At 72.3% G+C, this 24,231-nt stretch carries 26 protein-coding genes; 10 read left to right on the plus strand and 16 right to left on the minus strand.

Features of this window, described 5'->3' with window-relative positions:
• Positions 1 to 62 precede the first annotated feature (62 nt).
• The 10 genes from ACIGDI_RS07935 to ACIGDI_RS07980 form a co-directional block, all read right to left on the minus strand.
• Entirely contained in the window at positions 63 to 1,688 is a 1,626-nt protein-coding gene (locus ACIGDI_RS07935; protein ID WP_399892139.1) for an NAD(P)-binding protein, read from the minus strand.
• Positions 1,685 to 2,695, minus strand: coding sequence for a thiamine pyrophosphate-dependent enzyme (locus ACIGDI_RS07940; RefSeq protein ID WP_399892142.1), 1,011 nt, complete (start codon positions 2,693 to 2,695; stop codon positions 1,685 to 1,687). Before ACIGDI_RS07940 ends, ACIGDI_RS07935 begins: the two co-directional genes overlap by 4 nt.
• Positions 2,692 to 3,933, minus strand: coding sequence for a pyruvate ferredoxin oxidoreductase (gene porA / locus ACIGDI_RS07945; protein ID WP_399892145.1), 1,242 nt, complete (start codon positions 3,931 to 3,933; stop codon positions 2,692 to 2,694). The genes ACIGDI_RS07940 and porA overlap by 4 nt, the downstream gene beginning before the upstream one ends.
• Complete coding sequence (locus ACIGDI_RS07950; RefSeq protein WP_399892148.1) at positions 3,917 to 4,507, minus strand: 2-oxoacid:acceptor oxidoreductase family protein; 591 nt, start codon at positions 4,505 to 4,507, stop codon at positions 3,917 to 3,919. The genes porA and ACIGDI_RS07950 overlap by 17 nt, the downstream gene beginning before the upstream one ends.
• Before the next feature lie 210 nt (positions 4,508 to 4,717).
• Positions 4,718 to 5,740 (minus strand): SPFH domain-containing protein, encoded by a 1,023-nt coding sequence (locus ACIGDI_RS07955; protein ID WP_399892152.1) that lies wholly within the window; start codon positions 5,738 to 5,740, stop codon positions 4,718 to 4,720.
• Positions 5,741 to 6,860: 1,120 nt separating this feature from the next.
• Positions 6,861 to 7,454: a hypothetical protein gene (locus ACIGDI_RS07960; protein WP_399892155.1), complete on the minus strand. Its 594-nt coding sequence runs from the start codon at positions 7,452 to 7,454 to the stop codon at positions 6,861 to 6,863.
• 797 nt (positions 7,455 to 8,251) lie between these two features.
• Entirely contained in the window at positions 8,252 to 8,968 is a 717-nt protein-coding gene (locus ACIGDI_RS07965) for an ANTAR domain-containing protein (RefSeq protein ID WP_399892158.1), read from the minus strand.
• 87 nt (positions 8,969 to 9,055) lie between these two features.
• Complete coding sequence (locus tag ACIGDI_RS07970; protein ID WP_399892161.1) at positions 9,056 to 9,802, minus strand: ANTAR domain-containing protein; 747 nt, start codon at positions 9,800 to 9,802, stop codon at positions 9,056 to 9,058.
• A complete protein-coding gene (locus ACIGDI_RS07975) occupies positions 9,792 to 10,364 on the minus strand; it encodes a hypothetical protein (protein ID WP_399892165.1) in 573 nt (190 codons plus the stop codon). Before ACIGDI_RS07975 ends, ACIGDI_RS07970 begins: the two co-directional genes overlap by 11 nt.
• 95 nt (positions 10,365 to 10,459) lie before the next feature.
• Entirely contained in the window at positions 10,460 to 10,885 is a 426-nt protein-coding gene (locus ACIGDI_RS07980; RefSeq protein ID WP_399892168.1) for an STAS domain-containing protein, read from the minus strand.
• A gap of 442 nt (positions 10,886 to 11,327) precedes the next feature.
• Between ACIGDI_RS07980 and ACIGDI_RS07985 the strand changes: the two genes are divergently transcribed.
• Positions 11,328 to 11,810 carry an Asp23/Gls24 family envelope stress response protein gene (locus ACIGDI_RS07985; protein WP_399892171.1) on the plus strand — a complete coding sequence of 161 codons (483 nt, stop codon included), beginning with the start codon at positions 11,328 to 11,330 and terminating at the stop codon, positions 11,808 to 11,810.
• Between the two features lie 83 nt (positions 11,811 to 11,893).
• Here ACIGDI_RS07985 and ACIGDI_RS07990 read toward each other — a convergent pair whose 3' ends face one another.
• Both ACIGDI_RS07990 and ACIGDI_RS07995 read right to left on the minus strand, forming a co-directional pair.
• Entirely contained in the window at positions 11,894 to 12,283 is a 390-nt protein-coding gene (locus ACIGDI_RS07990) for an ANTAR domain-containing protein (protein ID WP_399892174.1), read from the minus strand.
• 85 nt (positions 12,284 to 12,368) lie between these two features.
• A complete protein-coding gene (locus ACIGDI_RS07995) occupies positions 12,369 to 12,647 on the minus strand; it encodes a hypothetical protein (RefSeq protein ID WP_399892177.1) in 279 nt (92 codons plus the stop codon).
• Between the two features lie 433 nt (positions 12,648 to 13,080).
• On the opposite strand from ACIGDI_RS07995, the gene ACIGDI_RS08000 reads away from it, so the two are divergent.
• The 3 genes from ACIGDI_RS08000 to ACIGDI_RS08010 all read left to right on the plus strand — a co-directional run bounded on the left by ACIGDI_RS08000 (position 13,081) and on the right by ACIGDI_RS08010 (position 13,818).
• Positions 13,081 to 13,269, plus strand: coding sequence for a hypothetical protein (locus tag ACIGDI_RS08000; protein WP_399892180.1), 189 nt, complete (start codon positions 13,081 to 13,083; stop codon positions 13,267 to 13,269).
• Positions 13,270 to 13,386: 117 nt separating this feature from the next.
• Positions 13,387 to 13,539 carry a hydrophobic protein gene (locus tag ACIGDI_RS08005; RefSeq protein ID WP_399892183.1) on the plus strand — a complete coding sequence of 51 codons (153 nt, stop codon included), beginning with the start codon at positions 13,387 to 13,389 and terminating at the stop codon, positions 13,537 to 13,539.
• A 96-nt stretch (positions 13,540 to 13,635) separates the two neighbouring features.
• Positions 13,636 to 13,818 carry a CsbD family protein gene (locus ACIGDI_RS08010; protein WP_399892186.1) on the plus strand — a complete coding sequence of 61 codons (183 nt, stop codon included), beginning with the start codon at positions 13,636 to 13,638 and terminating at the stop codon, positions 13,816 to 13,818.
• Between the two features lie 132 nt (positions 13,819 to 13,950).
• Here the strand turns inward: ACIGDI_RS08010 and ACIGDI_RS08015 are convergent, their stop codons facing one another.
• Both ACIGDI_RS08015 and ACIGDI_RS08020 read right to left on the minus strand, forming a co-directional pair.
• Positions 13,951 to 14,841 (minus strand): universal stress protein, encoded by an 891-nt coding sequence (locus ACIGDI_RS08015; RefSeq protein WP_399892189.1) that lies wholly within the window; start codon positions 14,839 to 14,841, stop codon positions 13,951 to 13,953.
• A 151-nt stretch (positions 14,842 to 14,992) separates the two neighbouring features.
• Entirely contained in the window at positions 14,993 to 16,234 is a 1,242-nt protein-coding gene (locus tag ACIGDI_RS08020; RefSeq protein ID WP_307825717.1) for an MFS transporter, read from the minus strand.
• A 434-nt stretch (positions 16,235 to 16,668) separates the two neighbouring features.
• Between ACIGDI_RS08020 and narJ the strand changes: the two genes are divergently transcribed.
• Both narJ and ACIGDI_RS08030 read left to right on the plus strand, forming a co-directional pair.
• Positions 16,669 to 17,325 (plus strand): nitrate reductase molybdenum cofactor assembly chaperone, encoded by a 657-nt coding sequence (gene narJ, locus ACIGDI_RS08025; protein WP_399892193.1) that lies wholly within the window; start codon positions 16,669 to 16,671, stop codon positions 17,323 to 17,325.
• Positions 17,322 to 17,807, plus strand: coding sequence for a hypothetical protein (locus tag ACIGDI_RS08030; RefSeq protein WP_399892196.1), 486 nt, complete (start codon positions 17,322 to 17,324; stop codon positions 17,805 to 17,807). The genes narJ and ACIGDI_RS08030 overlap by 4 nt, the downstream gene beginning before the upstream one ends.
• Positions 17,808 to 17,852: 45 nt before the next feature.
• Here ACIGDI_RS08030 and ACIGDI_RS08035 read toward each other — a convergent pair whose 3' ends face one another.
• A complete protein-coding gene (locus tag ACIGDI_RS08035; protein WP_399892199.1) occupies positions 17,853 to 19,802 on the minus strand; it encodes a PAS domain S-box protein in 1,950 nt (649 codons plus the stop codon).
• Positions 19,803 to 20,072: 270 nt separating this feature from the next.
• On the opposite strand from ACIGDI_RS08035, the gene ACIGDI_RS08040 reads away from it, so the two are divergent.
• From ACIGDI_RS08040 to ACIGDI_RS08055, 4 genes are all read left to right on the plus strand, one after another.
• Positions 20,073 to 20,819, plus strand: a complete 747-nt coding sequence (locus tag ACIGDI_RS08040) for a CBS domain-containing protein (protein WP_399892202.1) — start codon at positions 20,073 to 20,075, stop codon at positions 20,817 to 20,819.
• A gap of 99 nt (positions 20,820 to 20,918) precedes the next feature.
• The gene (locus ACIGDI_RS08045; protein ID WP_399892205.1) at positions 20,919 to 21,515 is read left to right on the plus strand and encodes a hypothetical protein; all 597 of its coding nucleotides are present in this window, start codon (positions 20,919 to 20,921) and stop codon (positions 21,513 to 21,515) included.
• Positions 21,516 to 21,609: 94 nt separating this feature from the next.
• Positions 21,610 to 22,023, plus strand: coding sequence for an Hsp20/alpha crystallin family protein (locus ACIGDI_RS08050; RefSeq protein ID WP_399892208.1), 414 nt, complete (start codon positions 21,610 to 21,612; stop codon positions 22,021 to 22,023).
• A 124-nt stretch (positions 22,024 to 22,147) separates the two neighbouring features.
• On the plus strand, positions 22,148 to 22,549 hold the full coding sequence (locus ACIGDI_RS08055) for an avidin/streptavidin family protein (protein WP_399892211.1): 402 nt from the start codon (positions 22,148 to 22,150) through the stop codon (positions 22,547 to 22,549).
• 80 nt (positions 22,550 to 22,629) lie between these two features.
• Here ACIGDI_RS08055 and ACIGDI_RS08060 read toward each other — a convergent pair whose 3' ends face one another.
• Positions 22,630 to 23,943 (minus strand): phosphoribosyltransferase family protein, encoded by a 1,314-nt coding sequence (locus tag ACIGDI_RS08060; RefSeq protein WP_399892213.1) that lies wholly within the window; start codon positions 23,941 to 23,943, stop codon positions 22,630 to 22,632.
• Positions 23,944 to 24,231: the final 288 nt, after the last annotated feature.

A 24,231-nucleotide genomic window follows, 5' to 3' on the forward strand; every position in this document is an offset into this window, starting at 1 on the left:
CCGGACGTGCGAGGAGGCCCCCGCGTCGGGGGCCTCCTCGTGTCCGCGTCCGAAGCAGCCCTTCACTCCTCCGGCACCATCTCGATCGCCCCGCAGGGACACTCGGCCGCGCAAAGCCCGCAGCCCTTGCAGTAGTCCAGGTCGACGGCGAAGCCCTTGCCCGGGCCCAGCTTCCGGATGGCGTTGTCCGGGCAGACGCCGTAGCAGTTGTCGCACTCGAAGCAGTTGCCGCAGGACATGCAGCGCCGGGCCTCGAACAGCGCGGTGGACTCGTCGAGTCCCTGCACGACCTCGTCGAACGTCGAGACCCGGCGGGCCAGTTCGAGGCGCGGCCGCACCGACGCCGGGGCGTCGGAGTAGTACCAGGTGTTGAGCAGGTCGAAGTCGGCCGGAGCGTGCTTGGCGCCCGGGTCGTAGGTGGTGCCGCGCAGATACGCGTCGATGTGCCGCGCCGCCTTCTTGCCGTGGCCCACGGCCACTGTCACGGTGCGCTCCGCGGGCACCATGTCGCCGCCCGCGAAGATGCCCTGATGACCCGTCATGAGACCGTCGGCCACTTGCACCATGCCGTGGTCCACGGCCAGTTCCGGCACGTCCCGCAGCAGCGACAGGTCCGAGTCCTGGCCCAGCGCCAGCACCACGCTGTCCGCCTCCAGTTCCTCGAACTCCCCGGTGGGCTGCGGGAACCCGGTCTCGTCGAGCTCCATCCGCTCGATGGTCAGCCGGTCCTCGTCGGCGTGCTTGATGGTGGAGAGCCACTTGATGCGCACGCCCTCCTCCAGCGCCTCCTGGACCTCGACGTCGTGCGCGGGCATCCGGTCCCGGGTGCGCCGGTAGACCACCACGGCGTCGGTGGCGCCCAGCCGGCGAGCGGTGCGGGCGGCGTCCATGGCGGTGTTGCCGCCGCCGTAGACGGCGACCCTGCGGCCCAGCAGCGGCGGGCCGGCGTCCTCCATGCTGCCCAGCAGCGACACCGCGTCGAGGATGCGGGCGCTGTCCCCGGCGGGAATGTAGGCGCGCTTGCCGATCCCCGCGCCCACAGCCAGGAACACGGCGTCGAAGCCGCCGTCCGCCTGCGCGGCGAGCACGTCGTCGACCTTGGCGCCCAGTTCCAGCGTGACGCCCAGTGCCGTGATCCGGTCGATCTCCGCGTCCAGCACCTCACGCGGCAGCCGGTAGCGCGGGATGCCGTACCGCATCATGCCGCCGGGCCGGTCCTGCGCCTCGCGGACGGTCACCTCGTGGCCGAGCAGACGCAGATGGTAGGCGGCCGACAGTCCGGCGGGTCCGGAGCCGATCACCAGCACGCGCTTGCCGCTCGTCGCCGGCGGGGCCTCGACGCTCCAGCCCCGCCTGATCGCCTCGTCGCCCAGGAACCGCTCGATCGAGTTGATGCCGACGGCGTTGTCGACCTGGACACGGTTGCAGGCGGTCTCACAGGGGTGGTAGCAGACCCGGCCCATCACGGCGGGCAGCGGGTTGTCCCGCATCAACTGCCGCCACGCGGACTCGTAGTCGCCGCTCTCCGCGTGGAACAGCCACTGCTGGATGTTCTCGCCGGCCGGACAGGCCTGGTTGCACGGCGGCATCCGGTCGACGTACTGGGGACGCTCGGTGCGCCAGGCCCCGGTCCGGTTGGCGAGGCTGGAGCCCACGTCCAGGGTGATCGCGAACGGCTTCTCCTTCACGACGTCGCCTCCTCCTGCGCCAGCAGCCCGAAACGGTCGATGTTGCGGTCGGCCACCCGTTGCAGACGGGCGATGACATCCGTACGGAGCTCCGGCCGGAAGAGGTGCGCGTACCGCTTCTGCGGCCGCAGGTACTCCTCCACCGGCACGCGCCGCCGGATCGGTGTGACGTCGGTGACCACCCCGCCGGTGGCCTCGAACACCGGGAAGAGCCCGGTCTGTTCGGCCAGCCGCGCGATGCGCAGCGTGTCGTGCGAGGCCGTGCCCCAGCCCAGCGGGCAGGGCACCAGCACGTGCAGATAGCGGGCGCCGCGTATCCCCATCGCCCGGTGCACCTTCGCCTCCAGGTCACGCAGACCCGCCACGGTGGCGGTCGCGACGTAGGGGATCTCGTGCGCCATCGCGATCAGCGGCAGGCTCTTGCCCTGCCCGAAGGGGGCGCCGGGCTGCTCGCCGACCGCCTGGGTGGTGGCGGTGCGCGCGGTTGCCGGAGTGGCCCCGGAGCGCTGCACACCGGTGTTCATGTACGCCTCGTTGTCGTAGCAGATGTACAGCACGTCGTCGTTGCGCTCGAACATGCCGGACAGGCAGCCCAGGCCGATGTCGACCGTGCCGCCGTCCCCGCCCTGCCCGACCACCCGGACGTCCGTGCGGCCCTTGGCGCGCAGCGCGGCGGCCACCCCGGCCGCGACGGCGGGCGCGTTGCCGAACAGCGAGTGCAGCCACGGCAGTTGCCACGACGTCTCCGGATACGGCGTGGAGAAGACCTCCAGGCAGCCGGTCGCGTTGACGGCGATGACCTTGCCGCCGGCCGCCCGCTGGGCGGCGTCCAGGGCGTAGCGGGCGCCGAGCGCCTCACCGCAGCCCTGGCAGGCGCGGTGGCCGCAGGTCAGCGCGTTGGAACGGCCCGGGTCGGCCTGGTCGGACTGGGCCTCGGGCCCCAGCAGCCGGTTTCCGGCGGCGAAGCTGCCCACCTGGTAGAACTTGACCTGCGGTGCGGCACTCATCGGTTGCTCCCCACATCGCGCAGGATGTTCTCCGCCGACGGACCCGACCGCCTGGTCTTCGCCATCCGCGCGAGCTCCCGCTCCACCAGTTCGGTGTTGAGGTCGAGGAAGGTCAGCGGCTCCAGCCGTCCGGCGACCGCGTCGTCGAACAGCCGGTGCAGGGACTCCTTGGTGATCGGCCGCCCGCCGAGCCCGGCGATCACGGTGTGACCGGCGAGCTGGATCCCGGACAGCGCGGTGCGCACGTTCGCCGACACGATCCCGCCGATGCCGACCGCCAACGCCCGCTCCAGCACGACGACCTGACGCGCACCGCCGAGCACCGTGCGCACCGCCTCCAGCGGGAACGGCCGGAAGGAGGTGATCGCCAGCGCCCCGATCCGCACCCCGCGCTCGCGCATCTCGTCGACGACGTCGCACACGGTGCCGAACACCGAGCCCAGCACCACCACGATCGTCTCGGCGTCCTCACAGGCGTAGGGATGCACCAGACCGCCCGAGGAACGCCCGAAGACCTCCCGGAACTCCTCGGCGATGCGCGGGATCGCCTCCAGCGCCTGCATCTGCTTGGCGTGCGCCAGATAGCGCACCTCGGTGAAGGCGTCCGGGCCGACCATCGCGCCGATCGACACCGGCTCCTCGGGGTCCAGCACCTGCCTCGGCTCGTACGGCGGCAGGAACGCGTCGACCTCCGTCTGCTCCGGCACCTCGATCCGCTCCCAGGCGTGGGTGAGCACGAAGCCGTCCATGCACACCATCACCGGCAGCGACAGCTCCTCGGCCAGTCGGAAGGCCTGCGGGTGCAGGTCGGCGGCCTCCTGGTTGTCGCGGGCGTACAGCTGGATCCAGCCGGAGTCGCGCTGGGACATGGTGTCGCTGTGGTCGTTCCAGATGTTGATGGGGGCGCCGATGGCCCGGTTCGCCACCGTCATCACGATGGGCAGGCCCAGACCGGAGGCGTTGTACAGCGCCTCCACCATGTACAGCAGCCCCTGGCTGGCGGTCGCCGTGTAGGTGCGGGCACCGGCCGCGGAGGCGCCGATGCACATGGACATCGCGGCGAACTCCGACTCGACGTTGACGTACTCGCAGGGCTTGAGCGCACCGGACTTCACCAGGCGGCTGAGCTCCTCCACGATGTGGGTCTGCGGTGAGATGGGGTAGGCGGCGATCACCTCGGGACGGCAGTACGCCACCGTCTCCGCGACCGCGCGCGAGCCCTCAGTCTGCTTGAGCATGGACGAGCTCCTCACGCTCGGCGCGGACATGGTCGAACGCCTCCCGGGCCGCCGCGGCGTTGGCCGCGCCCAGCTCGCCGGGGAAACGTTCCTGGATCGCCGCGGTCAGCGAGTCGATCCGCACGCACCCGGTGAGCGCGGCCAGACCGCCCAGCAGCACGGCGTTGGGCACCGGACGCCCGAAGTGGCGCAGCGCGAGCGCGGTGGCCGGCACGGTCAGCACGACGGCGTGCGGCACCGTCTCGGCGAGATCGGCGAGGCCCAGCTCCTCGATCGGGCGCGGCGAGTTGATCAGCACGGCGCCCTCCGGGTGGAGGCCCTCGAAGACGTTGACCTGGTGCAGGAGCGTGGCGTCCTGGACGACCAGGGCGTCGGGCCGCATCACGGGCTCGCGCACCCGGATGGGGCGGTCGTCGATACGGCAGAACGCCATCACCGGCGCGCCCGTGCGCTCCGAGCCGAAGCTCGGGAACGCCTGCGCGTGACGGCCCTCCAGAAACGCCGCCACCGACAACAACTCCGCGGCCGTCACGGCACCCTGCCCGCCGCGACCGTGGATGCGTACCTGGAACACGGCGCCCTCCTCCCGGAGCCTTGTCTCCAGTCGTACCTCCGCCCCACCCCGACCTCGCAGGGGCCGAAGGTCCCCGGGCGGGGGCCGAGGGGGTAGCACGTGCGCGGTCCCTGGGCGGGCCGGACATTGACAACTGGAGGGGGCGTTCGGGCCTGGCCCGAAGGCCGGAGTCCCCGTTGCGGAGCCCCGGGGACGGTAGCGGGGGCGGGATCAGCCGCCGGCATGTGACGCGTCGGAGCCGGAGTCCGAGTCCGCCTGGGTCGGCCAGTTGTCCCGCCGTTCCTGTGCCACCGCCGCGCGGGTGCCGACCCGGTTTCCGTTGGAGCCGACCCGTTCTCCGCTCAGGGGGAAGGCGGGCGCGGTGGGTGGGGCAGAGGCGATCAGTTCGGGCAGTTCCGGGTGTTCCTGGCGCTCCGGGCGTTCGGGGAGCGCAGGGCGCGGGATGCTTCGGTGGATGGATTCGCCGTCGGTCTCCCGGCTCTGGTGCTCGAAGAAGCGGAGCATCTCCACCGGGAACGGCATGACCAGCGTGCTGTTCTTCTCCGCCGAGACGTCCACCACGGTCTGCAGCAGGCGCAGTTGGAGAGCGCCCGGGGTGTCGGCCATGGCCGCCGCGGCGTCACTCAGCCGTTGGGACGCCTGGAACTCACCGTCGGCGGCGATGACCCGGGCACGGCGTTCACGCTCGGCCTCGGCCTGCTTGGACATGGAGCGCATCATCGACTGCGGAAGGGCGATGTCCTTGATCTCCACCCGCTCGATGCGCAGCCCCCAGGGTTCCTCGGTGGGGGCGTCCATCACCTTCTTGAGTTCCGTGTTGATGTGGTCACGGTCGGACAGGAGCGTGTCGAGATCCGCCCTGCCGATGACCGCGCGTAGCGAGGTCTGGGCGATCTGGGACACGGCGCTGGGGTAATTGCGGACGTTCACCAGGGCTTTGACCGGATCGATGACCTTGAAGTAGACGACCGCGTCCACGGTGAGTGTCACGTTGTCGGCGGTGATGGATCCCTGCGGCGGGATGCCGAGCACCTCGGTCTGGACGGACACCTTACGCATCCGGTCCCCGATGGGCCGGATGACGCGCAGGCCGGGCCCGCGGATGTTCGGCAGCAGCCGCCCGAAGCGGAACACCACGCCCTTCTCGTATTGCTGGACGTTGCGCACGCTCAGCGCGAGCAGGACCAGCCCGGCCACGGCGAACACCACCAGCACGGTGATCAGAACACCCATGGTTCTCACATTCCTTACGTCGATGTCGTCCCCGGACCCGAGCGGCCCGGGAAGCACCCGGCACGGGAGGACCCCGGCCGGTGTCCGTTGAGCGGCCGGGGTCCGGGGCTGCTGTCGAGGCTCTGCCACGTCGGCCCGGCTCAGCCGGGAGAACTCCGCGGTCATTCGCGCCTGCCGGCCCTGGCGATGCCGGTGGCGGCAGGAGTCCGCTCGTCGACGACGGGGTCCAGGCATGCCGTCGGGCGCGGTGAGGAGACCCGACAGCTGGATCTTGAGATCGCGTGTCCGCGCTCACCACGCGCCGTCGAACGTCCCCGTGGGCCCGGTTGTCGTCTCCATCCGCAGGACCGCGGTGGCGGGAGGCACCGGCTCGCGCACGACGTCTGTCAGAAGCCCGACGGCCTGTGCGGTGGGGAGCATGGCGACTCACTTCCCGTCGCCCGGGTCCGGCGCCGTGGCTCGTGACCGACGTGCGCAGCGCGTCGCCCACGGCGGCTGTCGGCCCACGTGGCCGAGACGCGAGTCGTCTGCCGGTCGAGCAGGGCAGTCGATGGGGGAGGGGCCGCCCCCGGATAACAGGAACGGTGCCACCAGGCGCCGTCCGGCGGAGCCGGAACCGAACCGGTGAGAGCCGACGACACGCGCAGATACGAAGCGGAGCGCCGGTCTTCGATCGTCGGCGCGTACGAAACGGTCGCAGTCACGATGCGAGCCCTTGCTCCGGGCCGGTCGCACCGGCCCGGTGTCGTGAATCGCCGAAAACGGCAGAGGCGTGGAGACCGGTGCTCGAAATACTCTCGGTAACACCAGCGTACTCCTCCGGCCGACCGTTCCGCGGAATCCGCGGCGGCAGTGCATCCTCTCCTGGCGGACTACCGGCTCCTGCACCGCCGGGGCCCCCACATGACCAAGCCGGCGAGGGCAGGCCACCGGGATGCGCTGGACGGCGAGTGCGGGAGGGGGGCCTCGCTCGGTCCCGCGGAAGGCTCCGGCACCGCTGCGCGAGGTACGTCTGTGGAGGTCAGGGTGATCGACCGGGCCAGGGGTTCAACTCCCCCCGCTCCTCCAGCTCTTCGCGATCCACGTCTTCGCACGTGTCGCGCTCGGCCGGGGCAGACAGCTATCCGGGCCGTTGGGTCCGGTCATTGTGCGCGAGGCCGTCCGGATGCTCCGTCGTGCGCTCTCCGAGGGAGAGAAGCAGTACGCACAGGGTGGCCGGGGGACGGTGGATCTGGCCCACCTCCTGCCAGCCCCACGCCTCCAAGGCGGCGCGGGCCGAGCGGTCGGACCGATCCGGCAAGGTGACCCCGAGGGAGGCCTGATGGTCGTCGAGCAGGCGCTCCTGGAGCCGCCGGGCGAGCCCACGGGCGTACTGGTGCGGATGGACGACGGTTTCGAGGATCGCGAAGACGTGTCCGGACGCGGTGAGTTGTTCCAGGTTCTGCGGCAGCGGCCCGCCGAACCCCTGCCACCAGAAGCCGTCACGTGGCACGGGGACTCCGAAGACGCAGCCGGTCAGTGACCGGGCCTCAGCGACCAGCATGTCGAATCCCGGCCGTTTCACGCCGTCCGCCAGACGGAGCAGGAACTCCTGCCGGCCACGGAACTCCTCGCCCGGCGGGGTGGTGGTGGACTCCACGTACAGATCCGCCAGGTCCTCTCGCAAGCTCTCGGCCTGCCAGCGGTTCAGCCGACGCAGCCGCACCGTGTCCATGGCGGACGGCTTGGGACTTTCCGGTTCGGGGGGTTGCCGCGGAGTGCGCATGGGGCGCCTCGGTTCTGGAGACCGGCAGATGGGCGGGAGCGCCATCGTGAACGGTGTGCCGTGCGGCGCCGGGGCCCGGGGCGTCTGTGCATCAGCATAGCTCCGGATCGGTGCCGCGCCGGGGCCGGTTGGGGGCACGGTGACACGGTGGCCCGAGCGGCGGCCCGGCCGACCACCAGGTCGTCCAGGTCATGGCGCGATCCCTTCGACCAGGTGTTCCGCGGGTGCCGGCCATCGGCTTCGGCTGTACGAGCCCGCCGTCACGGCCAGGGAAAACGGTGCACCGAGTGGCCGTCGATCGCATGTCGCGTCCGGGATCGGCCCGGGGGGCGGGCGACACCGCCGTCGCAGTTGCCGGGAGTTGACACGGGACGAGCATACGTAGGCCCTGTTCCGCCGCTCCTGAATCTGTTCTAGGCTGCACGCAGGGAAGACGGGACTGCGACCGTGTCAGGTACCAGCGAGTCTCCCCATTCAGGCTCCCTGCCCCCGAGTCGGAAACCAGGCCCGGCCGGAGCCGCATCGCCGGACAGCGCGGCTCCAGCCCCAGTCCTCCCGGCATTTTCCAGACGGGGTGTTCCCATCAGTCCCGCCGCCGTGGAGGACAGCGCGCGAGGAATCGGCGGAGGGGGGCCTCCCGTCCTCGCGCTCCGGACGGTCGCCATCGCGTGACGGCGGCGGCCGTCCGGACCACCCCCCGGCGCAGGAGCGGCTTGCCAAGCGCGCGGGCCGTGGCGGGGAACGGATCAGGCTTCCAGACCGGCAAGGGGTTCGGAGCCGTCGATGAAGGCGCGGGCCACCTCGGCCAGGCGCCGGTTGTGGGAACGGGCGTAGCCGCGCAGCGCACTGAACGCCTGCTCCATGTCGATGCCCTGGCGTTCGGCGAGCTTCCCCTTGGCCTGTTCGATGAGCACCCGGCTGTTCAGCGCCGTCTGCAGCTGCTCGTTGAGCGCCGTGCTGCGGTGGGCGGTGCGTTGTTGCAGCAGGCTGATGGTGGCGACGTCGGCCAGCGCCTGGGCGACGAGGGTGGCGGCCGGGTCGAAGGGGCCGGGCGCGGCGCGGAAGAGGTTCAGCGCGCCCACCGTTTCCTCCCGCAGGCGCATGGGCAGGGCCTGGACGGCCCCGAATCCGCTGCGATGGGCAGCCGTGACGAAGCGCGGCCAGCGGTCTATCTCCCGGGTCAGGTCGGGGACGATCACGGGTGCACCGGTGCGGAAACACGTGAGGCAGGGGCCCTCGTCGTTCTGGAGCTGGAAGAGCTCCAGCAGGCGCACCTGTTCGTCGGAGGCGGCCATGACGCGGAGTTTGCCGTCCCGGTCGGCGAGCAGCACGCCGGCGGCGCTCGCGTCGAGCATGCCGACGCAGCGGTCGGTCAGCAGGCGCAGGAAGTCCATGAGGTCGAAGTCGGCGACCAGGTTGTCGGCCAGTTCGACGAAGGTCTTGGCCAGAAGTTGTTGATTCATCGTGGACACCCTCGGTTGCGATGAGTCCCGGCCCGAAGGAGCGGGAAATGCGGCGCGTTTCTCGATTGGCACCATTGCGTCATTGCGTCAGGTGTCCTCCCCGGCCTGGTCCGGCTCCGCGTCCGGTGGGAGGCGAAGGCGATGGGCCACCACGTCAGCGGCCACGTCGGCGAGCCGGCGACCCTGCGCGTAGGCGTGGGCGCGGAGGCGGACGAAGGCGTCTTCGATGCCGACGCCGAGCTGGACGGTGAGCATCCCGCTGGCCTGGTCGATCTCCGCCCGGTACGCGCCCAGGTCTTCGACGAGGCCCCGGCGCGGCCCGCCCGTCTCGCTGATTCGCGTGTCGAGCAGCACCAGCGTGGCGAGGTCGGCGAACGCCAGCGCGTCCGCCAGTTCCTCCCCGTCCAACCGGATCGGAACGCGGGCGTACAGGTCCAGAACTCCCGGGCTGATCGCTCCCATCTGCAGGGGGAGCGCGAACACCGCGCGGGCCCCGGCCTCCAGTGCCGCCTCGGCGAACACCATCCAGCGGTCCTGCAGGTCACGGCGGAGCAGATCGGGTGTCAGGACGGCCGAGCCATGCAGGAAGGCGTCCACACAGGGCCCCTCGCCCATGGTGAGCTGGAGCTCTTCCAGTCGCTCGCTGATGTCGTCGGTGCTGCACAGCGGGTGGCTCGGCGCGGTTCTGGACATGGCCGACAGCCCGGCCCCGCCGACCGGCAGCGCGGCCACGGCCGCGGTGCACACGTCCACCACAGCGATCCGTGCACGGCGTCGGGCCGCCTGCTCGGCCACGAGCAGATGGATGCGCGCCGACCTGCTCTCAGGGCCCACCCGGGCCACCGCCGCCCGACGTGGTGACAAGACCCTCCAGCCTCGCCGAGGTATGTTCCCCGGCGGGAAACACCAGCGCGCGGAAGGCGGTGTTACCCAGTGGCCTGCGAAGCTCTCCCACATCCCGCCACCCCCACGAGTGGAGCGCGGCGAGAGCAGGGTGATCGGCCCCGTCCACCAAGGTGGCGCCGAGCAACGCCTGGTGATCGGCCAGGAGCCGTTCCTGCACACGACGGGCGAGGCGCCCGTCCTGCGGGTGCGGGCGGATCAGGATGTCACCGAACGCGAATGCCCTGCCGGACACCGTGAGATAACCGACGCTGCGCGGGAGTGCTCCGTCGAAACCGAGCCACCACGAGCCGTCACCGCGTACCGGGAATCCGAAAGCGCATCCCATGAGGCGGTCCGACTCGGCGATCACCATGGCGAATCCCGGTCGGCCCATGTCCGCGGCGACACGGCTCAGGAAGTCCTGACGGCCGGGACGGCGGTACGTATCGCCCGGCGCCGCTGCGCGGGAGTCGACATACAGATCCGCCAGATCCCCGAGCAGGTCCTCCACCAGCCCTTTGTTCAGCCGGCGCAACCTCACCGGCGCCGCTGCGGGCAGTTCGCCGTCCCCCGGCTTCCGTGCCTTTCCCCACCCGGGTCCGGCCGTCATCGCACATCACCCGAGAGAACGGACCCAGGTGGGACAGACCGGTGCGGCGGGGCTGGGCGGGGGGCGGCCGCGGTGTCGCCGGCGGAAGGTGGCAGGGGGACGGACCGGGACCCGGCGAACAGGAACTCGCAGTCGGCGATGCGGACGATATGCGTGAGCATCGGCGGTGGGTGGTGCAGTCGCAGGGTTCCGCCCGCGACGGTGGTCTGCCGCGCGGCGTGGAGGAACGTGTTGAGTCCGCTGCAGTCGCAGAACGTGACGAGGGTGAGGTCGACGTCGATGGTGCGAGTGCCGTCGCGCAGGCACCACTCCAGGGACGCGTGCACCATGGGCGCCGATTCCAGGTCGATCTCACCGACCAGCGTGATCAGCGTTCGTGTCCTTCGGTCATGGCGGTGGACAATGAGCTGCGGCAGGGGCATGACGCCTCGGTTCGAGAGACCATCCGGCAGCGGCTCCGGTGGCGCCGGACTTCCGGCTACGAGGGCGCTGTCGGCAGTGGCGTACGTTCGGGGGAGGCAGAGCCAGGCCGGTCCGAAAGCCTGCACGGCAGGCCGGAGGATCACCTGGTTCCCTCGAGGGATGCGCCGGATGACGGACTGCGAGTCCGCTCCCCGCGCCATCTGTGTCGAGCAACGACAAGCCGCCGGGGTCTGGGACGTCCTTACGGCAGCATAGTCTCCGCAGTGGTCCGGTGGGGTTTTGGTGCCCTGGCTGTTCCCGGCGCCTTTGCCGTGACCCCGATGCGATGCCGTACGTGGGCATGTCCTACGCGTAGCGCGGTACTGGGCAAGCGGCGCGAAACGCGGCGGCCGACGGCCGCCGGCACGTCATTCCGCGCACCACCCGAGGAGGTGGCTTCGCATGACGGAACCGAACGGTTCGACACTGCCCGAACCCGGCCCCGGGGGGTTCAGCACCGACCAGAACGTCAAACACCCCCGGCTTCAGGAATCGCCGGAGACCCGCGGCCGGACGACCATCGCCGACGGGGTGGTGGAGAAGATCGCCGGCATCGCCGCACGGGAGGTCCCGGGAATCCACGCCCTGGGCGGCGGGTTCACCCGCACCATGGGCGCGATGCGCGACCGTGTTCCCGGCGGGCAGGCGAGCGCGGGCCGCGGCGTCAAGGTGGAGGTCGGTGAGAAGCAGACCGCCATCGACCTCCAGGTCGTCGTCGAGTACGGGGTGAGCATCACCGACCTCGCCGCAGAGGTCCGTGAGAACGTGATCGCGGCGGTGGAACGCATGACAGGTCTGGAAGTCGTCGAGGTGAACATCGCCGTCAACGACGTGTACCTGCCGGACGAGGACACGCAGGAGCCCCGTGAGGAGCGGGTGCGTTAGGGCCTTGCCCGGGCACACGCTGACGCCGTTGCCCGGGCCGGCCTCCGGATGCCGGCGGACGGCCGGCACTCGGCAATCCGGGCCTACCTGATCGGTTCATCGGCCAATGACGAGCACTCCCGGTCCTCCGTGTGAAGGCGGCGCAACGCGCGCCGCAACGCCTGCTGCATCCGCGCCGGGAGCGGCGTGCCCTCCCAGGCGGCGACGACGGCCTCGGCCACCCTCGGAAGTCTCGTGTCGCACTGGCGCGAGATGTCGACCAGCAGGCTTCTGGCCGTCCCGCGGCTGCAGGGGGTCAGGACCATCACCATGCCGCGGGCCTGGTCGACGATCGCACGGCCGGCCAGCGCCCGCCGCAATCTGTCGTTCTCGGCGCGCAGGGCGACCAGATCCTCTCCTGCTGCCGCATTCCCCCACGTGGCTTCCGCCCGCAGCTTCCACCAATCCTCTTGGAGCACGGTCGTTCGATGCATGTCATGCGCCTCTCAAATGGTTACTGCGACGTGTGCGGACCGGCCGAAGCCGTCCCGGCACCCATGCCGACAGTCGCGCCCCGCGTCACCCGTGGGGCTCGTGGTCCCGCCGGTTCTCGCGCCGCCGGCGCGCCTGGTTCTGACGGTCGTAACGCCGGTCCCAGCGTTCCCTGCGGTCGCGGTAGTCGCGGTAGTCCCGGTAGTCGCCGGGATCGTAACCGCCGCCGCGGCCTCGGCCTCTGCCCCGATCGCGGCCGCGGCGGGTCGACCCGTAGATCAGCACCGCCGCCGCCACCCACCAGACGGGGTGAAGGAAGCCGGAGCCGAACAGGACGGCGATGAGGACGAGAAGCAGGATGAACACGGTCGGCCTCCCCGGGGAGCGGGACACGGCATCGATACCGGGGACTTGGGCCTCATACCACAGCGTAGTCCTGTCGACACGTCAGGTATACCGTCGGGCGTCGGCACTTCCCGCCGAGCACGGATGCGCCGCTTCACACCCCTTGCGCTGACGGCCGCTCGGCACCTGTCGGGAAACCTCGGCCAGGGCTAGTGTGCGGCATGCCGCCCCGGCCCCCGGCAGCGTCGCACCGCCAAGGCGCTCCCCACCGGGCGCCCTCTCGCATCGGTGCCGGAACCCGCCGTGTCACAGGCCCGGCCGTTCCCGCACACGCTCGTCGTCACGAGATCGCGGCGAAGCGCGATGCGCCTCAAGCGGGCAGCGATCTGCCGCCCGCCGCGTCGCACGCATCCCATACCAGGCGGTACACATGTACGCGCTGATCGTCCCTGTTTTGACCCCATTCGTCCTGCTCGCCGCCGTCATGGCCCTCTCCTGGTGGGAGGACCACATCCTGCCGTCGCTGCCGACCGAGCCGGCCGAGTCCCCCGCCGAGGCTCCCCTTGCCTCGGCGGCCCCGGCACAGCTCCCAGAACCCGCCCATGTCGGCACCACGTTGACAGGGGAGGTCGCCCGGCGTTGACTGGCAGCACGGCGCAGGGCCATGCCACTCCCGGATCACCGGGCGCGGCATTCGACCTCCCCGCTTCGCCCGGACCCCGCGGAATCAAGGAAATCCCCGCGATCCGGAGGCCCGGCAATGATTCTTTGGATCCTTCTCCTGCTGTTGATCCTGGTGGTCTTCGGGTTCGGCTTCACGATGCAGATCCTGTGGTGGGTCACCCTCGTTCTGCTGGTCCTCTGGATCGCCGGTTTCGTGATGCGCGGCCGCCGCGGCGCCCGCCACCGCTAGGCCCTGTCGTCAAATTCCCGTCGTCCGCCCGCAGGGACGACCTCCCGTACGGCGATCACGCGCGACCCCACTCACTCACCGACCGGGAGGCCGTCCATGAGTGTCGGACAGACCATCAGGCACAAGACGCAGGCGTTGAAGGGCCGAATCACCGAACGCATCGGTCGGACCACCCACAACAGGCGGCTGCAGCGGGAAGGCAGGACCGACCGTGTCGCAGGAGACCTGAAGCAGTCCGGCGACAGCGTCAAGGACGCCTTCAGGCGGCGGAGGCGCTGAAGGCCGCCCCGACCCCGAGTACGCCCGCACGGTCGCGGCGCGCCGGTGAAGGAGCACGGTTCCCGCGCGCCCGGCGAGCGGATCGCGGTTTCCCGACGGCGAAAGGTTCCCACGACCGGATCGCCGGCCGGATCACGTGTGCGGGACGATGGCGACCGGGCAGTGCACGTGGTGCATCACCGCGTGGGCCACCGGACCGGTGTGCGTGCCGAGCCTGCCCGCGCGGGCCCTGCGGCCGACGACCAGCAGACCGGCCTCGGTCGTCGCGTGCAGCAGCTCCTGCGCCGGACGCCCGTTCTCCACCAGCTCCCGCACCTCGACCGCCGGGAACTTCTCCCGCCATGGCCGCACCAGGGCGGCCAGCTCCTGCTCGGCCACCGCCTGCGCCGCGGCGTTCGCCTCCTCGTCGGCCGGGCGGGACAGCCGCGGCTGCTGCCACAGGTGCACCACCAGCAGCGGGGCCACCCGCAGGGCCGCGCTCTCGAAGGCGAACCGCAGGACCTCCTCGCACGGATGCCCGGTGTCCACCCCCACGACGACCTCGCGGTACGGCTCCCGCCTCGACGGCCGCCCCGCCGGGTCCGGGACGTGCTCGTCCTCGGAGGCCTGATCGGCCCGCACCAGCACCACGGGCCGCGACACGTGCGCGACCGTCGCCAGCGCCACGGACCCGGCCATGAAGCCGCCGAAGCCGCTGAACGCACGGCTGCCCAGCACCAGCAGCTCCGCCTGCGCGCCCGCCCTGACCAGCGCCTCCGCGGCGGGCCGGGCGATCTGCTCGGAACTCAGGCGGACCTGCGGATACTGCTCGTTCAGCCGGTCCAGGGCGGCGCGCAGGATCCGACCCGCCCAGTAGCGGGGTGCCTGCAGCTCCGGCAGGTCCGACGCGTCGGACGGCAGCCCCTCGTACGCGTGCACAAGCCGCAGCGGCAGCCCGCGCCGCAGCGCCTCCCTGGCAGCCCAGTCGGCGGCGGCGAGGCTCTCACGTGAACCGTCAAGTCCCACGACAACGGGGCGAAGCACGGCCAACACCTCCCCGGATCGGTGCCCGCGCGGTCCGCTCCGGCACGGGTCATGCAACCAGAGTCGGCGCGCGCACGGCGGCCCGGGCAGGGGCTGGCCGTCCTCGGCACCAGGCCGAACGGCCCTGCTCCCCGCCCGGGCCGCCCCGGGATCAGTGGGCCGCGCCGACCGGCGCCCGCCGGGTCAGTGCCCGCCGCACCTCGGTGCCGGTGAAGACCAGCGCCACCGCGGCCACCGCCGCCAGCAGCAACAAGCCGACCGCGTAGGTGCCGTAGGAGCCGTAGAGCGAGCCCATCACCAGCGGCGGGACGAAGCCGCCCAGACCGCCGGCGGCGCCGACGACGCCGGTGACCGAACCGGTGCGCTGCGGCGGGGCGAGCAGGGCCACGAAGGCGAAGGTCGCGCCGCTGCCCGCGCCGAGTGCGGCCGCCATGGCCAGGAAGGCGATCGTGCCCATCGGCGCCAGCGTCGGCGTCGCCGACTGCACCAGCGCGCCGGTGACGACGAGGGCCAGCGAGCCGGCCAGCACGCGCACCGGGCCGACGCGGTCCGACAGCCAGCCGCCGACCGGCCGCATCGCCACCGCCAGCAGCACGAACCCGGCCATGCGGTTCGCCGCGTCGGCCTGGGTGAGCCCGTAGCCGTTCTTCAGGTAGGTGGGCAGGTACACGGAGAAGGCGACGTAACCGCCGAAGGCCACCGCGTAGAGCGCCGAGGCCTGCCAGGTGATGCCGAGCCGCAGGGTCGCCGCGAGCCGGGTGCTCAGCGGCTCCGTCGGCACGACACGGTCCGGCGCGTCCCGCAGGACCAGCGCGGCCACGACCGCGTACACCACGAGGACCGCGGCGGTGATCAGGAACGGCGTCTCGACACTGTGCGCCTTGACCAGCTTGACCGTGCTCAGCGCGCTGATCGCCGTGCCGCCCATGCCCATGCCGAACAGGCCGATGGCGAGCCCGCGCCGCTCGGGCGGGAACCAGGCATTCACGAAAGGCACGCCCACGGCGAAGGCGGTACCGCCGACGCCGAGGAAGAAGCCCCCGACCAGGAGCGCCGTGAGCGAGGAGTGCCCGGCGAGCCCGAGGTACAGCACGGGCACCACGGTGATGAGGGACACCAGCGGGAACATCACCCGTCCGCCGTAGCGGTCGGTGAGCGCGCCCACCGGTATGCGGCCCAGCGAGCCGACGACGACCGGCACCGCCACCAGCAGCGACTGCTGGAAGGAGGACAGCCCGAGGGAGTCCTTGAACCGGGGGCCGAGCGGGCTGAGCAGTGCCCACGCCCAGAAGTTGACGGCGAATCCGACGGTGGCCAGCGCCAGCATCAGCCAGGCCCGCCCTGGGATCGGTGCCGGCGGCGCCTGTTGCGGGTTCCTCGACGGCTGGAGCATGGCACTGGTCCCTTCTGCGGGTGAACGACTGAGGCAAGAGTTGAGGGTCACTCCCTCCACTGGCGTGGGCCGAAGGACCTCGGCATACGGCCGGTCGGGACCCGCCCGGGGACGTTCGGCCCACGGTGGGGCGGTCGGCGTCCCGCATAGCGTCCCGGTCCATGGAGAACGACAGGACCGCTCGCCCCGACCGGCGCGCCGCCGCCGAGCCCGGGGCCGTTCTCCCGGACCGGGTCACCGGAGCACGAACGGTGACCCCGGGCGGCCCGCCCGGCTTCCGGTGGGGGGAAGCCGGGCGGGACCGCCGGAACCCCGAACCCGGCGCGGAACCAGGGCAGTCGGATTCGTCGCCGTCGGCCGGGGCCCCCGCCCCGCGCCGGCACGAACGGCGCCTGAGCCGCCGCCCCTCGCCGCTCCACGACCGGAGGCCGTCCGTGAGCCCGCTGCCCGCCACCATCCCGGCACCCGTGCGCACACGCATCCGCGCGGACGCCCGCCGCCGCACGGTGCCGACCCCCGACGCGGCCGAGCGCCGCGCCCTGCTGCTGCGGCTGCTCTCACTGCTCCTGCGGTACCCGGACCACCAACTGACCGACGGCAGGCCCCGGTTGACGGCCGCGGTGGCCGCCCTGCCCCCGTCGCGGGCCGGCGCCGAACTCGCCGCCTTCATGGCGTGGTTCACGGCCGAGGAACCCGAGGAACTGCGGCGGCACCACGCCGGCACGTTCGATCCGCGGCATGACAGCAGCCTCCAACTCACCCACTGTCTGAACGGCGACCTCCGCCGCCGCGGCATGGCCCTGCTCGCCCTGAAGCAGCGCTACCGCGCCGCCGGTTGGGAGCCCGAGGGTGCGGAACCGCCCGACCACCTCCCGGTGGTCCTGGAGTTCGCCGCGCTCGCCGGTCCCGGCCGGGGCGAGGCACCGCTCCGGCAGCACCGGTGCGGACTGGAGCTGATCCACCGCACCCTCATCGACATCGGCTCGCCCTACCACCACATCCTCGCCGCCCTGCGCACCTTGCTGCCGCCGCCCACCGAGGACACCGAACCGTCGCCGGGCGCCGGCGCTCACCCCGAGGCGGAGCGGTGATCGTCGCGGTCGGGCACGATGATCTGACCGCCGCCACGCTCAAGTTGGTCGAGGAGGAACTGCGGGACCGGCTGGAACGCATGGGCGGCGGCGCGGGCCTGGTGCGTGCCGGGACCGGACTGCCGGTGGCGTTCGGGCGGGCGGTGCGCGCGTCCGGCAGGCGGCTCGTGGTGCTCCTGCCCGCCCGGCACTCGGTACCCGCGGTGCTCCCCGGCAAGGACCGGGAGGGGGCGCGCGAACTGCTCCTCCTGGCCGAGGAGGTACGCCTGGCGGAGTTCGACCCCACCGACCGCGGCGCTCGCGTCGGCGCCGACGAACGGCTCGTCCGCTCCGGCGGCACCGTCCTCGCGGTGTGGGACGGCTCCCCCTCCGACGGCTGTGACGCCACTGCCCACCTGGTGGCCTACGCGCGTGCCCGCGGCATCCCGGTGGACGTCGTCTGGCCCGAGGGAGCGGCCCGGACGGAGCCGTTCACGGCCTGAGCCGTCCATTGCCCGTCCGAGCCGTTCACGGCCCGTCCGAGCCACTCACAGCCTCAGCGTGAACCACGTCGTCTTGCCCTCGTCGGTGGGCCGTACGCCCCAGGTGTCGGCGAGGGCCCGTACCAGTAGCAGGCCCCGCCCGGACTCCTCGTCCTCCGCCGCCAGACGCGGCTGGGGGAGGTGCGGGCTGCGGTCGCTGACCTCGACGGTCAAATCCGTGGCGGTGCGGTGCAGATGCAGGCCGATGGGGCCCTCCGCGTGCTGCACGGCGTTCGTCAGCGTCTCCGACAGCAGCAGCAGGGCATCGAGGGCGCTCGGCGTGCAGTTCCACGAGGTGAGCGCCTTCTGCAGGAACGCCCGCCCCTCCGGCACCGAGGACGGCACGGCCGGCAGCTCTATGCCGAGGGCCGCCAGCGGCGCGGCCGGCAACTGCGCCAGCAGGAGCGTCACGTCGTCGTTGTGGCTCTCCGGGTCGGGCAGCAGACTCGCCAGCACATGATCGGCCGCGGCCTCCAGACAGGGCGTGCCGACGAAGAACTCCTCCAGCACGACGGAGAGTTCGCCCACCCGCTCCTCGATGTCGCTGCCCGGCGTCTCGATCAGCCCGTCGGTGTAGAGCACGAGGGTCGCGCCCGGCGGGATCGCCGTGCAGGACTGTTCGTACAGGACGCCGCCCACGCCGAGCGGCGCGTTGACGGGGGAGGACAGGCTCCCCACGCCCTGGTCGACGCCCGCGATGAGGATCGGCAGATGACCGGCCGAACACACCGTCACCGTCCCGGTGTCCGGCGCGATGACCAGGTAGCAGCAGGTGACGAGCTGGTCGGGTACGTCCAGGTCGGCCACGCAGGTGTCCAGGGCCTGCATCAGCTGGCGGGGCTGCATGCCGGTCTTGGCGAGGGCGTGCGCCGCCGAGCGCAGCTGGCCCATGACGGCGGCGGCCTCCAGACCGCGGCCCATCACGTCACCTATGAGCACCCCGACCCGGTCGGCGCCCAGTGGGATCAGGTCGAACCAGTCGCCGCCCACCCCGGCGCCCTGCGTGGCCGGGCGGTAGCGGCTGGCGGTGGCCAGACCGGGCAGCGAGGGCGGGGCGCCCATCAGGCTGCGCTGCAGGGTGAGGGCGATGTGGCGCTGCTGCTCGTACAGTGCGGTGAGCTCGGCCTCCGCCTTCTTGCGGTCGCTGATGTCCCGCACGATGGCGCACGCCCCGACCACGGTGCCGGCGGTGTCCCGGGTCGGCCACAGGGTGACGTCGACGTCCAGCAGGTCCCCGGACCTGGTGACCCGCAGCGTCTCGAAGTGCTCCACCTTCTCGCCGTCCCGCAGCCGCCCCAGCAGCTTGCTGACCTCGTCGCGCAGGGCCGCGGGGGCCAGGAGGGAGACGTGCCGGCCGATGACCTCCTCGGCCGTGTAGCCGTAGAGGTCCTGCGCGGCCGCGTTCCAGTAGGTGATGTAGCCGTCGAGGGTCTTGGCGAGGATCGCGTCCTGCGAGGACTCCACGAGCGCGGCGAGTTCGTTGATGCGGGCCTCGGCGGCCTTGCGGTCGCTGACGTCCCGGACCGCCGCGGACACCAGCAGGCCGTCCGAGGTCTCCAGCGGGCTGAGGCTGATCTCCACGGGGAACTCGGTGCCGTCCTTGCGCAGCCCGTGCAGATCGAGTCCCGCCCCCATGGGGCGCACCTGGCGGTTGTCGGTGTAGCCGCCGCGGTGCCGGGTGTGCTGGCCGCGGAACCGATGCGGCATGAGCAACTCCACCGGATGCCCGAGGAGTTCCTCGCGCCCGTACCCGAAGAGAGCCTCGGTCTGGGCGTTGACGAGCTTGATGATCCCGGTGTCGTCGACGATGACCATGGCGTCCGGTGCCGCCTCCAGCAGCCCCCGGAACCTTTCTTCCGCGCCCCCGGGAGCACCCTCCCGGACCGCCGTCGCACAGCGGCAACCATCGCGCGCCCCGGCACTGGGCTGCAGCTCCGTCTCGACGAAGTCGGCCACCTGCGCCTCACCTCCACCCCCAGGGACGATCCGGCCATCACACCTCCTCGACGCCCGCGCCACACCGTGATGTCGCTTACTGTCCGCACACTGTTCGCTCCTGTCCGTTGTCTTGCCTGCATGTGGCCGCGTCGCGGCAGAAGTGCCCGTCGGGGTCCGGTACTCGTGCCGTTCGGCCCATGCGATCCGCCGCCCGGAGGCCGAACCTGAAAGCAAGGGGTTCGTTCCCGAGCGGGCGCGACCGTGCGCCCGGTCCGGCCGGAGGACATCATGTACGGCACTCCGCACACCGTGAGCGATGTGATGACCCGCACCGTCGTGGCCCTGGCGGCCGAAGCGCCGTTCAAGGACATCGTCAGGGCGATCCGCCAGTGGCAGGTCAGCGCCCTGCCCGTGCTCGACGAGAACCGGCGCGTCCTCGGTGTCGTCTCCGAAGCCGACCTGCTGCCGAAGGAGGAGTTCCGCGACCGGACCCCCGACCGGTACACCCGGATGCACCGCGGCGGCGACCTCGCCAAGGCCGGCGCGCGCACGGCGGGCGAGCTGATGACCGCGCCCGCGCTCACCGTCCGGGCCGACGCCACCCTCGCCCAGGCGGCCCGCACGATGGCCCAGTACGGGGTCAGGCGGCTGCCGGTCGTGGACGAGACCGGCGTGCTGCGGGGCATCGTCAGCCGCTCCGACCTGCTCCAGGTGTTCCTGCGCGAGGACGCCGACATCGAGGAGGAGGTGCGCCGTGAGGTGATCGCCCCGCTCTTCCCGGCCCCCCTCGAACCGATCCGGGTCCAGGTGCGCGACGGTGTCGTACGGATCACCGGCCGGGTCGCGGACACCGCCTTCGTGCCCGTCGCCGTCCGCCTGGCGCGCGCGGTGGAGGGCGTGGTCGACGTCGACTGCCGGCTGGTGGGCCCGCCGCGCCGGGTCGACCTCGACGCGGACCTGCCCGACGTCCCGGAAGCCGAAGCCGAAACCTATGGGGACCCCACGGGCCCGGACGAGGTCCGGATGTCCCCGTGACGACCCCGGTCGGCCCCTGACCTGCGACGGCCGTGCATGAGACGTTGCCCTTGGGGAATCGAGGACCGTTCTCGGCGGACGCGAAAAGAGGCGTCGACGATGAAACAGCAACGCCGGACCCGGCCGGCCAGAGTGCGGTTCTGGCGGTGGCGGCACAACACGCTCCTGCGCCGCAGCGACCGTGTGCAGGGCTGGGTCCTCCTGGCCGCCTGGACCCTCGCCCTGCTGGGCGGCCTTTTCGCGGGGCTCGCCGCCGGCACCTGGGCGGCGCACGACCTCGCCGCACGACGGGCCTCGGTGCACTCCGTGTCCGCCGTCCTCCTCCAGGACGCGCCCAAGACCGCGGTCGTCAGCCCCTACGGCTCCGACGGCACCGTGTGGGCCAAGGTGCGCTGGACCGACGGGGCCGGCACCGCGCACACCGACCTGGCCAAGGTCGAACCCGGCGGAACCACGGGCGGCCGCGTCACCGTGTGGCTCGACCGCGACGGCACCCCGGTCGTCGAACCCGCCGGCCCCACCGTGGCCGGCGCCCAGGCCGTCCTGCTGGCCGTACCGACCGGACTCGCCGCGGGCGCCCTCGTCCTGCTCGGCGGCCGGCTGGTGTGCAACCGCCTGGACCGCCGCTGCTACGAGGCGTGGGCGGCGGAGTGGCGGCAGGTCGGCCCCCAGTGGCGCAAGCGGATGCTCGGCTGACAGGGCCCACCGGGTCCGTCGGGGGGCCGGACGGCCCACGCATCCGTCCGCCGGCAGCGCCACGCTGGAAGCAGGAAGCGAAGAGGAGGGCGAGATGAGCGGCATGATCGAGCGGTTCCCGGGCTGGCCCGACCTGTTCGGCTGGGTCGAGGGCGGATTCCCGGCGACGCACACCGCTCCCGGGACGCACGGCATTCGCATCGAGGAGCAGCTGAAGGACGGGACGTACGTCCTGCGGGCCGAGCTTCCGGGCGTCGACCCGTCGAAGGACGTCGAGATCACCGTCGCGGAAGGCATTCTGACGCTGCGCGCCACGCGCACCGAGGAGACGACCGACAAGCACCACACCGAGTTCCGCTACGGCACCTTCACCCGCTCCCTGCGGCTGCCCGCGGGGGCCCAGGGCGACGAGGCGACGGCGGAGTACAAGGACGGAGTGCTGACCATCACCGTCCCGGTGCCCGAGAAGAAGACGGACACCCGGACCATCCCCGTGCGGCACGTCTGAGCGCCTGTCACGGCGCCGAGCCGCACCCCGTGCGCGACCGGTGATCCGCCGGCCGCGCACTTCGGCGCCCGGGGCGTCCCCCCCCCGCACTCCGGGAACAGGCACACGAGGGGAGGAGCGAGTCATGGGCATCGGCGGAGACTGGTACAGCGAGAACGGCTCGCACATGAGGATCACGGCAGACCCGACAGGCGGCCTCAGGGGCACCTACGTCTCGGCCAACGGCCACGCCCCGGGCAGCTACCCGCTGGTCGGCCGCTACGACAGCGCCGCCCTGCCGGACCACGGCACCACCCTCGGCTGGACGGTCGCCTGGCACAACGGGCAGTCCGACGCCGGCTCGGTGACCAGCTGGAACGGTCAGTACCACAAGGAAGGCAAGGAACGGATCCGCGCCACGTGGCTGCTCACCGCGTCCGCGAACCCGGCCAACACCTGGGAGGCCACGGCCGTCGGGCAGGACGTCTTCACCCGCGACCGGCCACCCCAGGAGCCGATCGACGAACAGCTGCGGTACGCGCAGTGACGGATGTCCGCGTACGGCGCACCGGGCGGGCTCGGGGCGGAGCCCGCCCGGTGCGCCGACACCGTCGCCGACCGTCGGCCTCACACCGGTCGGCCGGACGACGCTCCGGCGGACGGACGGGCGAGGTGGCCCGTGAACCAGTCGCAGGCCAGCTCGGCGACCATGGCCAGGGCGCCCGGTTCGGGGAAGAGATGCGTCGCGCCGGGCACCACGGCGATCCGGTGCTCGCAGCGCATCCAGTCGGCGGCGAGCCGGTTCAGGCCGAGGACCCGGGTGTCCGCGGAGCCCACCACGAGCAGCGTCGGCGCGTGCACGTTCGCCAGGGCGGCGGGCGTCGCCAGATCGGGGCGGCCGCCGCGCGAGACGATCGAGACGACGTCGGCGTCGGGAGCGGCGGCGGCCTCCAGAGCGGCCGCGGCGCCGGTGCTCGCCCCGAAGTAGGCCACGTACAGGCCCGTTTCACGCCGCAGCCACAGGGCCGCGGCGTGCAGACGCTGGGCGAGCATGCGGATGTCGAAGACGTTGTGCCGGTTCTCCTCCTCTTCCGCGCTGAGCAGATCGAGCAGGAGCGTGCCCAGGCCGGCCCGGTTGAGGGTGTCGGCGACATAGCGGTTGCGGGGGCTGTGCCGGCTGCTTCCGCTGCCGTGCGCGAACGCCACGACCGCCGGGGCCGCCCCGGGCACCGACAGACGCGCCGGGAGCCGGACCCGGCCGGCGGGCACCTGGATCTCGCCGTCCCCGGGCGGGTCCGCGAAGCGGCCGGCCCCGGACAGGGCGAGCAGGTCCGTCACCTCGGAGTCCGAGACCTGCGTGAAGTCGTGGTACCAGACGCCGACCGAGCCGAAGGGGCGCGGCTGGTGCAGGACGACCGTCCGATCGGCGGCCTCCCGCAGCCGGGCGAGCGCGGCCGGAGGCGCGATCGGCACCGCGAGGACGACCCGGGCGGCATGCCGGCCGCTGACCAGCCGGCAGGCGGCCTCCGCGGTGGCGCCGGTGGCCAGCCCGTCGTCCACGATCACGACGGTGCGCCCGGCCACCGGAACGGGTGCACGCCCGCCGCGGTAAAGGCGTACCCGCCGGTCCAGTTCGGCCCGTTCGGCCTGCTCGACGACGGCCAGGTCGTCGCGCTCCAGACCGGTTTCGCGTATCACGTCGTCGTTGAGGACCCGTACTCCGCCCTCGCCGATCGCGCCGAAGCCCAGCTCCGGCTGCCAGGGCACGCCCAGCTTGCGCACCACCAGCACGTCGAGGGGAGCGCCGAGCGCGTGGGCGACCTCGTGGGCCACCGGCACACCGCCGCGCGGCAGCCCCAGCACCACCACGTCCTGTCCGCGCAGATACTCCAGACGCCGGGCCAGCCGTCGACCCGCCTCCTTGCGATCCCGGTAACGCATGGGCCACCTCCTCATGCGCGCACCGCGGCGGCGACACCGCCGCTCCGTCCGAACGCGAGATTCCGCCTTCCTTCCATTCGACCCCCGGTCCGGGGGGTCCGGCAGGGGCACATCGGTCCCGACCCCGGACCCCTTCGGCCCATGCCGACGCCTTCGCGCCCCCGCACGCTGGTAGGGGAACCAGGGGAGGGAGAGGACGCATGGCCGCCTCCACCCGTGCCGGGACCGTCGCACTCGCCGGGTGCGGCGGCGGCCACGGGCACCCGGCGCGCCCGAGGGAGGGCACGC

The organism is Streptomyces sp. NPDC085900, from assembly GCF_044540925.1.
In the GTDB taxonomy this organism is placed as follows: Bacteria; Actinomycetota; Actinomycetes; order Streptomycetales; family Streptomycetaceae; genus Streptomyces; species Streptomyces gilvifuscus.

Excerpts from the sequence above, each read along its gene's own strand:
- ACIGDI_RS07940 (WP_399892142.1), bottom strand. The coding sequence starts at position 2,695 with ATGAGTGCCGCACCGCAGGTCAAGTTCTACCAGGTGGGCAGCTTCGCC.
- porA (WP_399892145.1), bottom strand. The coding sequence starts at position 3,933 with ATGCTCAAGCAGACTGAGGGCTCGCGCGCGGTCGCGGAGACGGTGGCG.
- ACIGDI_RS07955 (WP_399892152.1), bottom strand. The coding sequence starts at position 5,740 with ATGGGTGTTCTGATCACCGTGCTGGTGGTGTTCGCCGTGGCCGGGCTG.
- ACIGDI_RS07960 (WP_399892155.1), bottom strand. The coding sequence starts at position 7,454 with ATGGACACGGTGCGGCTGCGTCGGCTGAACCGCTGGCAGGCCGAGAGC.
- ACIGDI_RS07965 (WP_399892158.1), bottom strand. The coding sequence starts at position 8,968 with ATGAATCAACAACTTCTGGCCAAGACCTTCGTCGAACTGGCCGACAAC.
- ACIGDI_RS07980 (WP_399892168.1), bottom strand. The coding sequence starts at position 10,885 with ATGCCCCTGCCGCAGCTCATTGTCCACCGCCATGACCGAAGGACACGA.
- ACIGDI_RS07985 (WP_399892171.1), top strand. The coding sequence starts at position 11,328 with ATGACGGAACCGAACGGTTCGACACTGCCCGAACCCGGCCCCGGGGGG.
- ACIGDI_RS07990 (WP_399892174.1), bottom strand. The coding sequence starts at position 12,283 with ATGCATCGAACGACCGTGCTCCAAGAGGATTGGTGGAAGCTGCGGGCG.
- ACIGDI_RS08005 (WP_399892183.1), top strand. The coding sequence starts at position 13,387 with ATGATTCTTTGGATCCTTCTCCTGCTGTTGATCCTGGTGGTCTTCGGG.
- ACIGDI_RS08010 (WP_399892186.1), top strand. The coding sequence starts at position 13,636 with ATGAGTGTCGGACAGACCATCAGGCACAAGACGCAGGCGTTGAAGGGC.
- ACIGDI_RS08020 (WP_307825717.1), bottom strand. The coding sequence starts at position 16,234 with ATGCTCCAGCCGTCGAGGAACCCGCAACAGGCGCCGCCGGCACCGATC.
- ACIGDI_RS08040 (WP_399892202.1), top strand. The coding sequence starts at position 20,073 with ATGTACGGCACTCCGCACACCGTGAGCGATGTGATGACCCGCACCGTC.
- ACIGDI_RS08045 (WP_399892205.1), top strand. The coding sequence starts at position 20,919 with ATGAAACAGCAACGCCGGACCCGGCCGGCCAGAGTGCGGTTCTGGCGG.
- ACIGDI_RS08050 (WP_399892208.1), top strand. The coding sequence starts at position 21,610 with ATGAGCGGCATGATCGAGCGGTTCCCGGGCTGGCCCGACCTGTTCGGC.
- ACIGDI_RS08055 (WP_399892211.1), top strand. The coding sequence starts at position 22,148 with ATGGGCATCGGCGGAGACTGGTACAGCGAGAACGGCTCGCACATGAGG.
- ACIGDI_RS08060 (WP_399892213.1), bottom strand. The coding sequence starts at position 23,943 with ATGCGTTACCGGGATCGCAAGGAGGCGGGTCGACGGCTGGCCCGGCGT.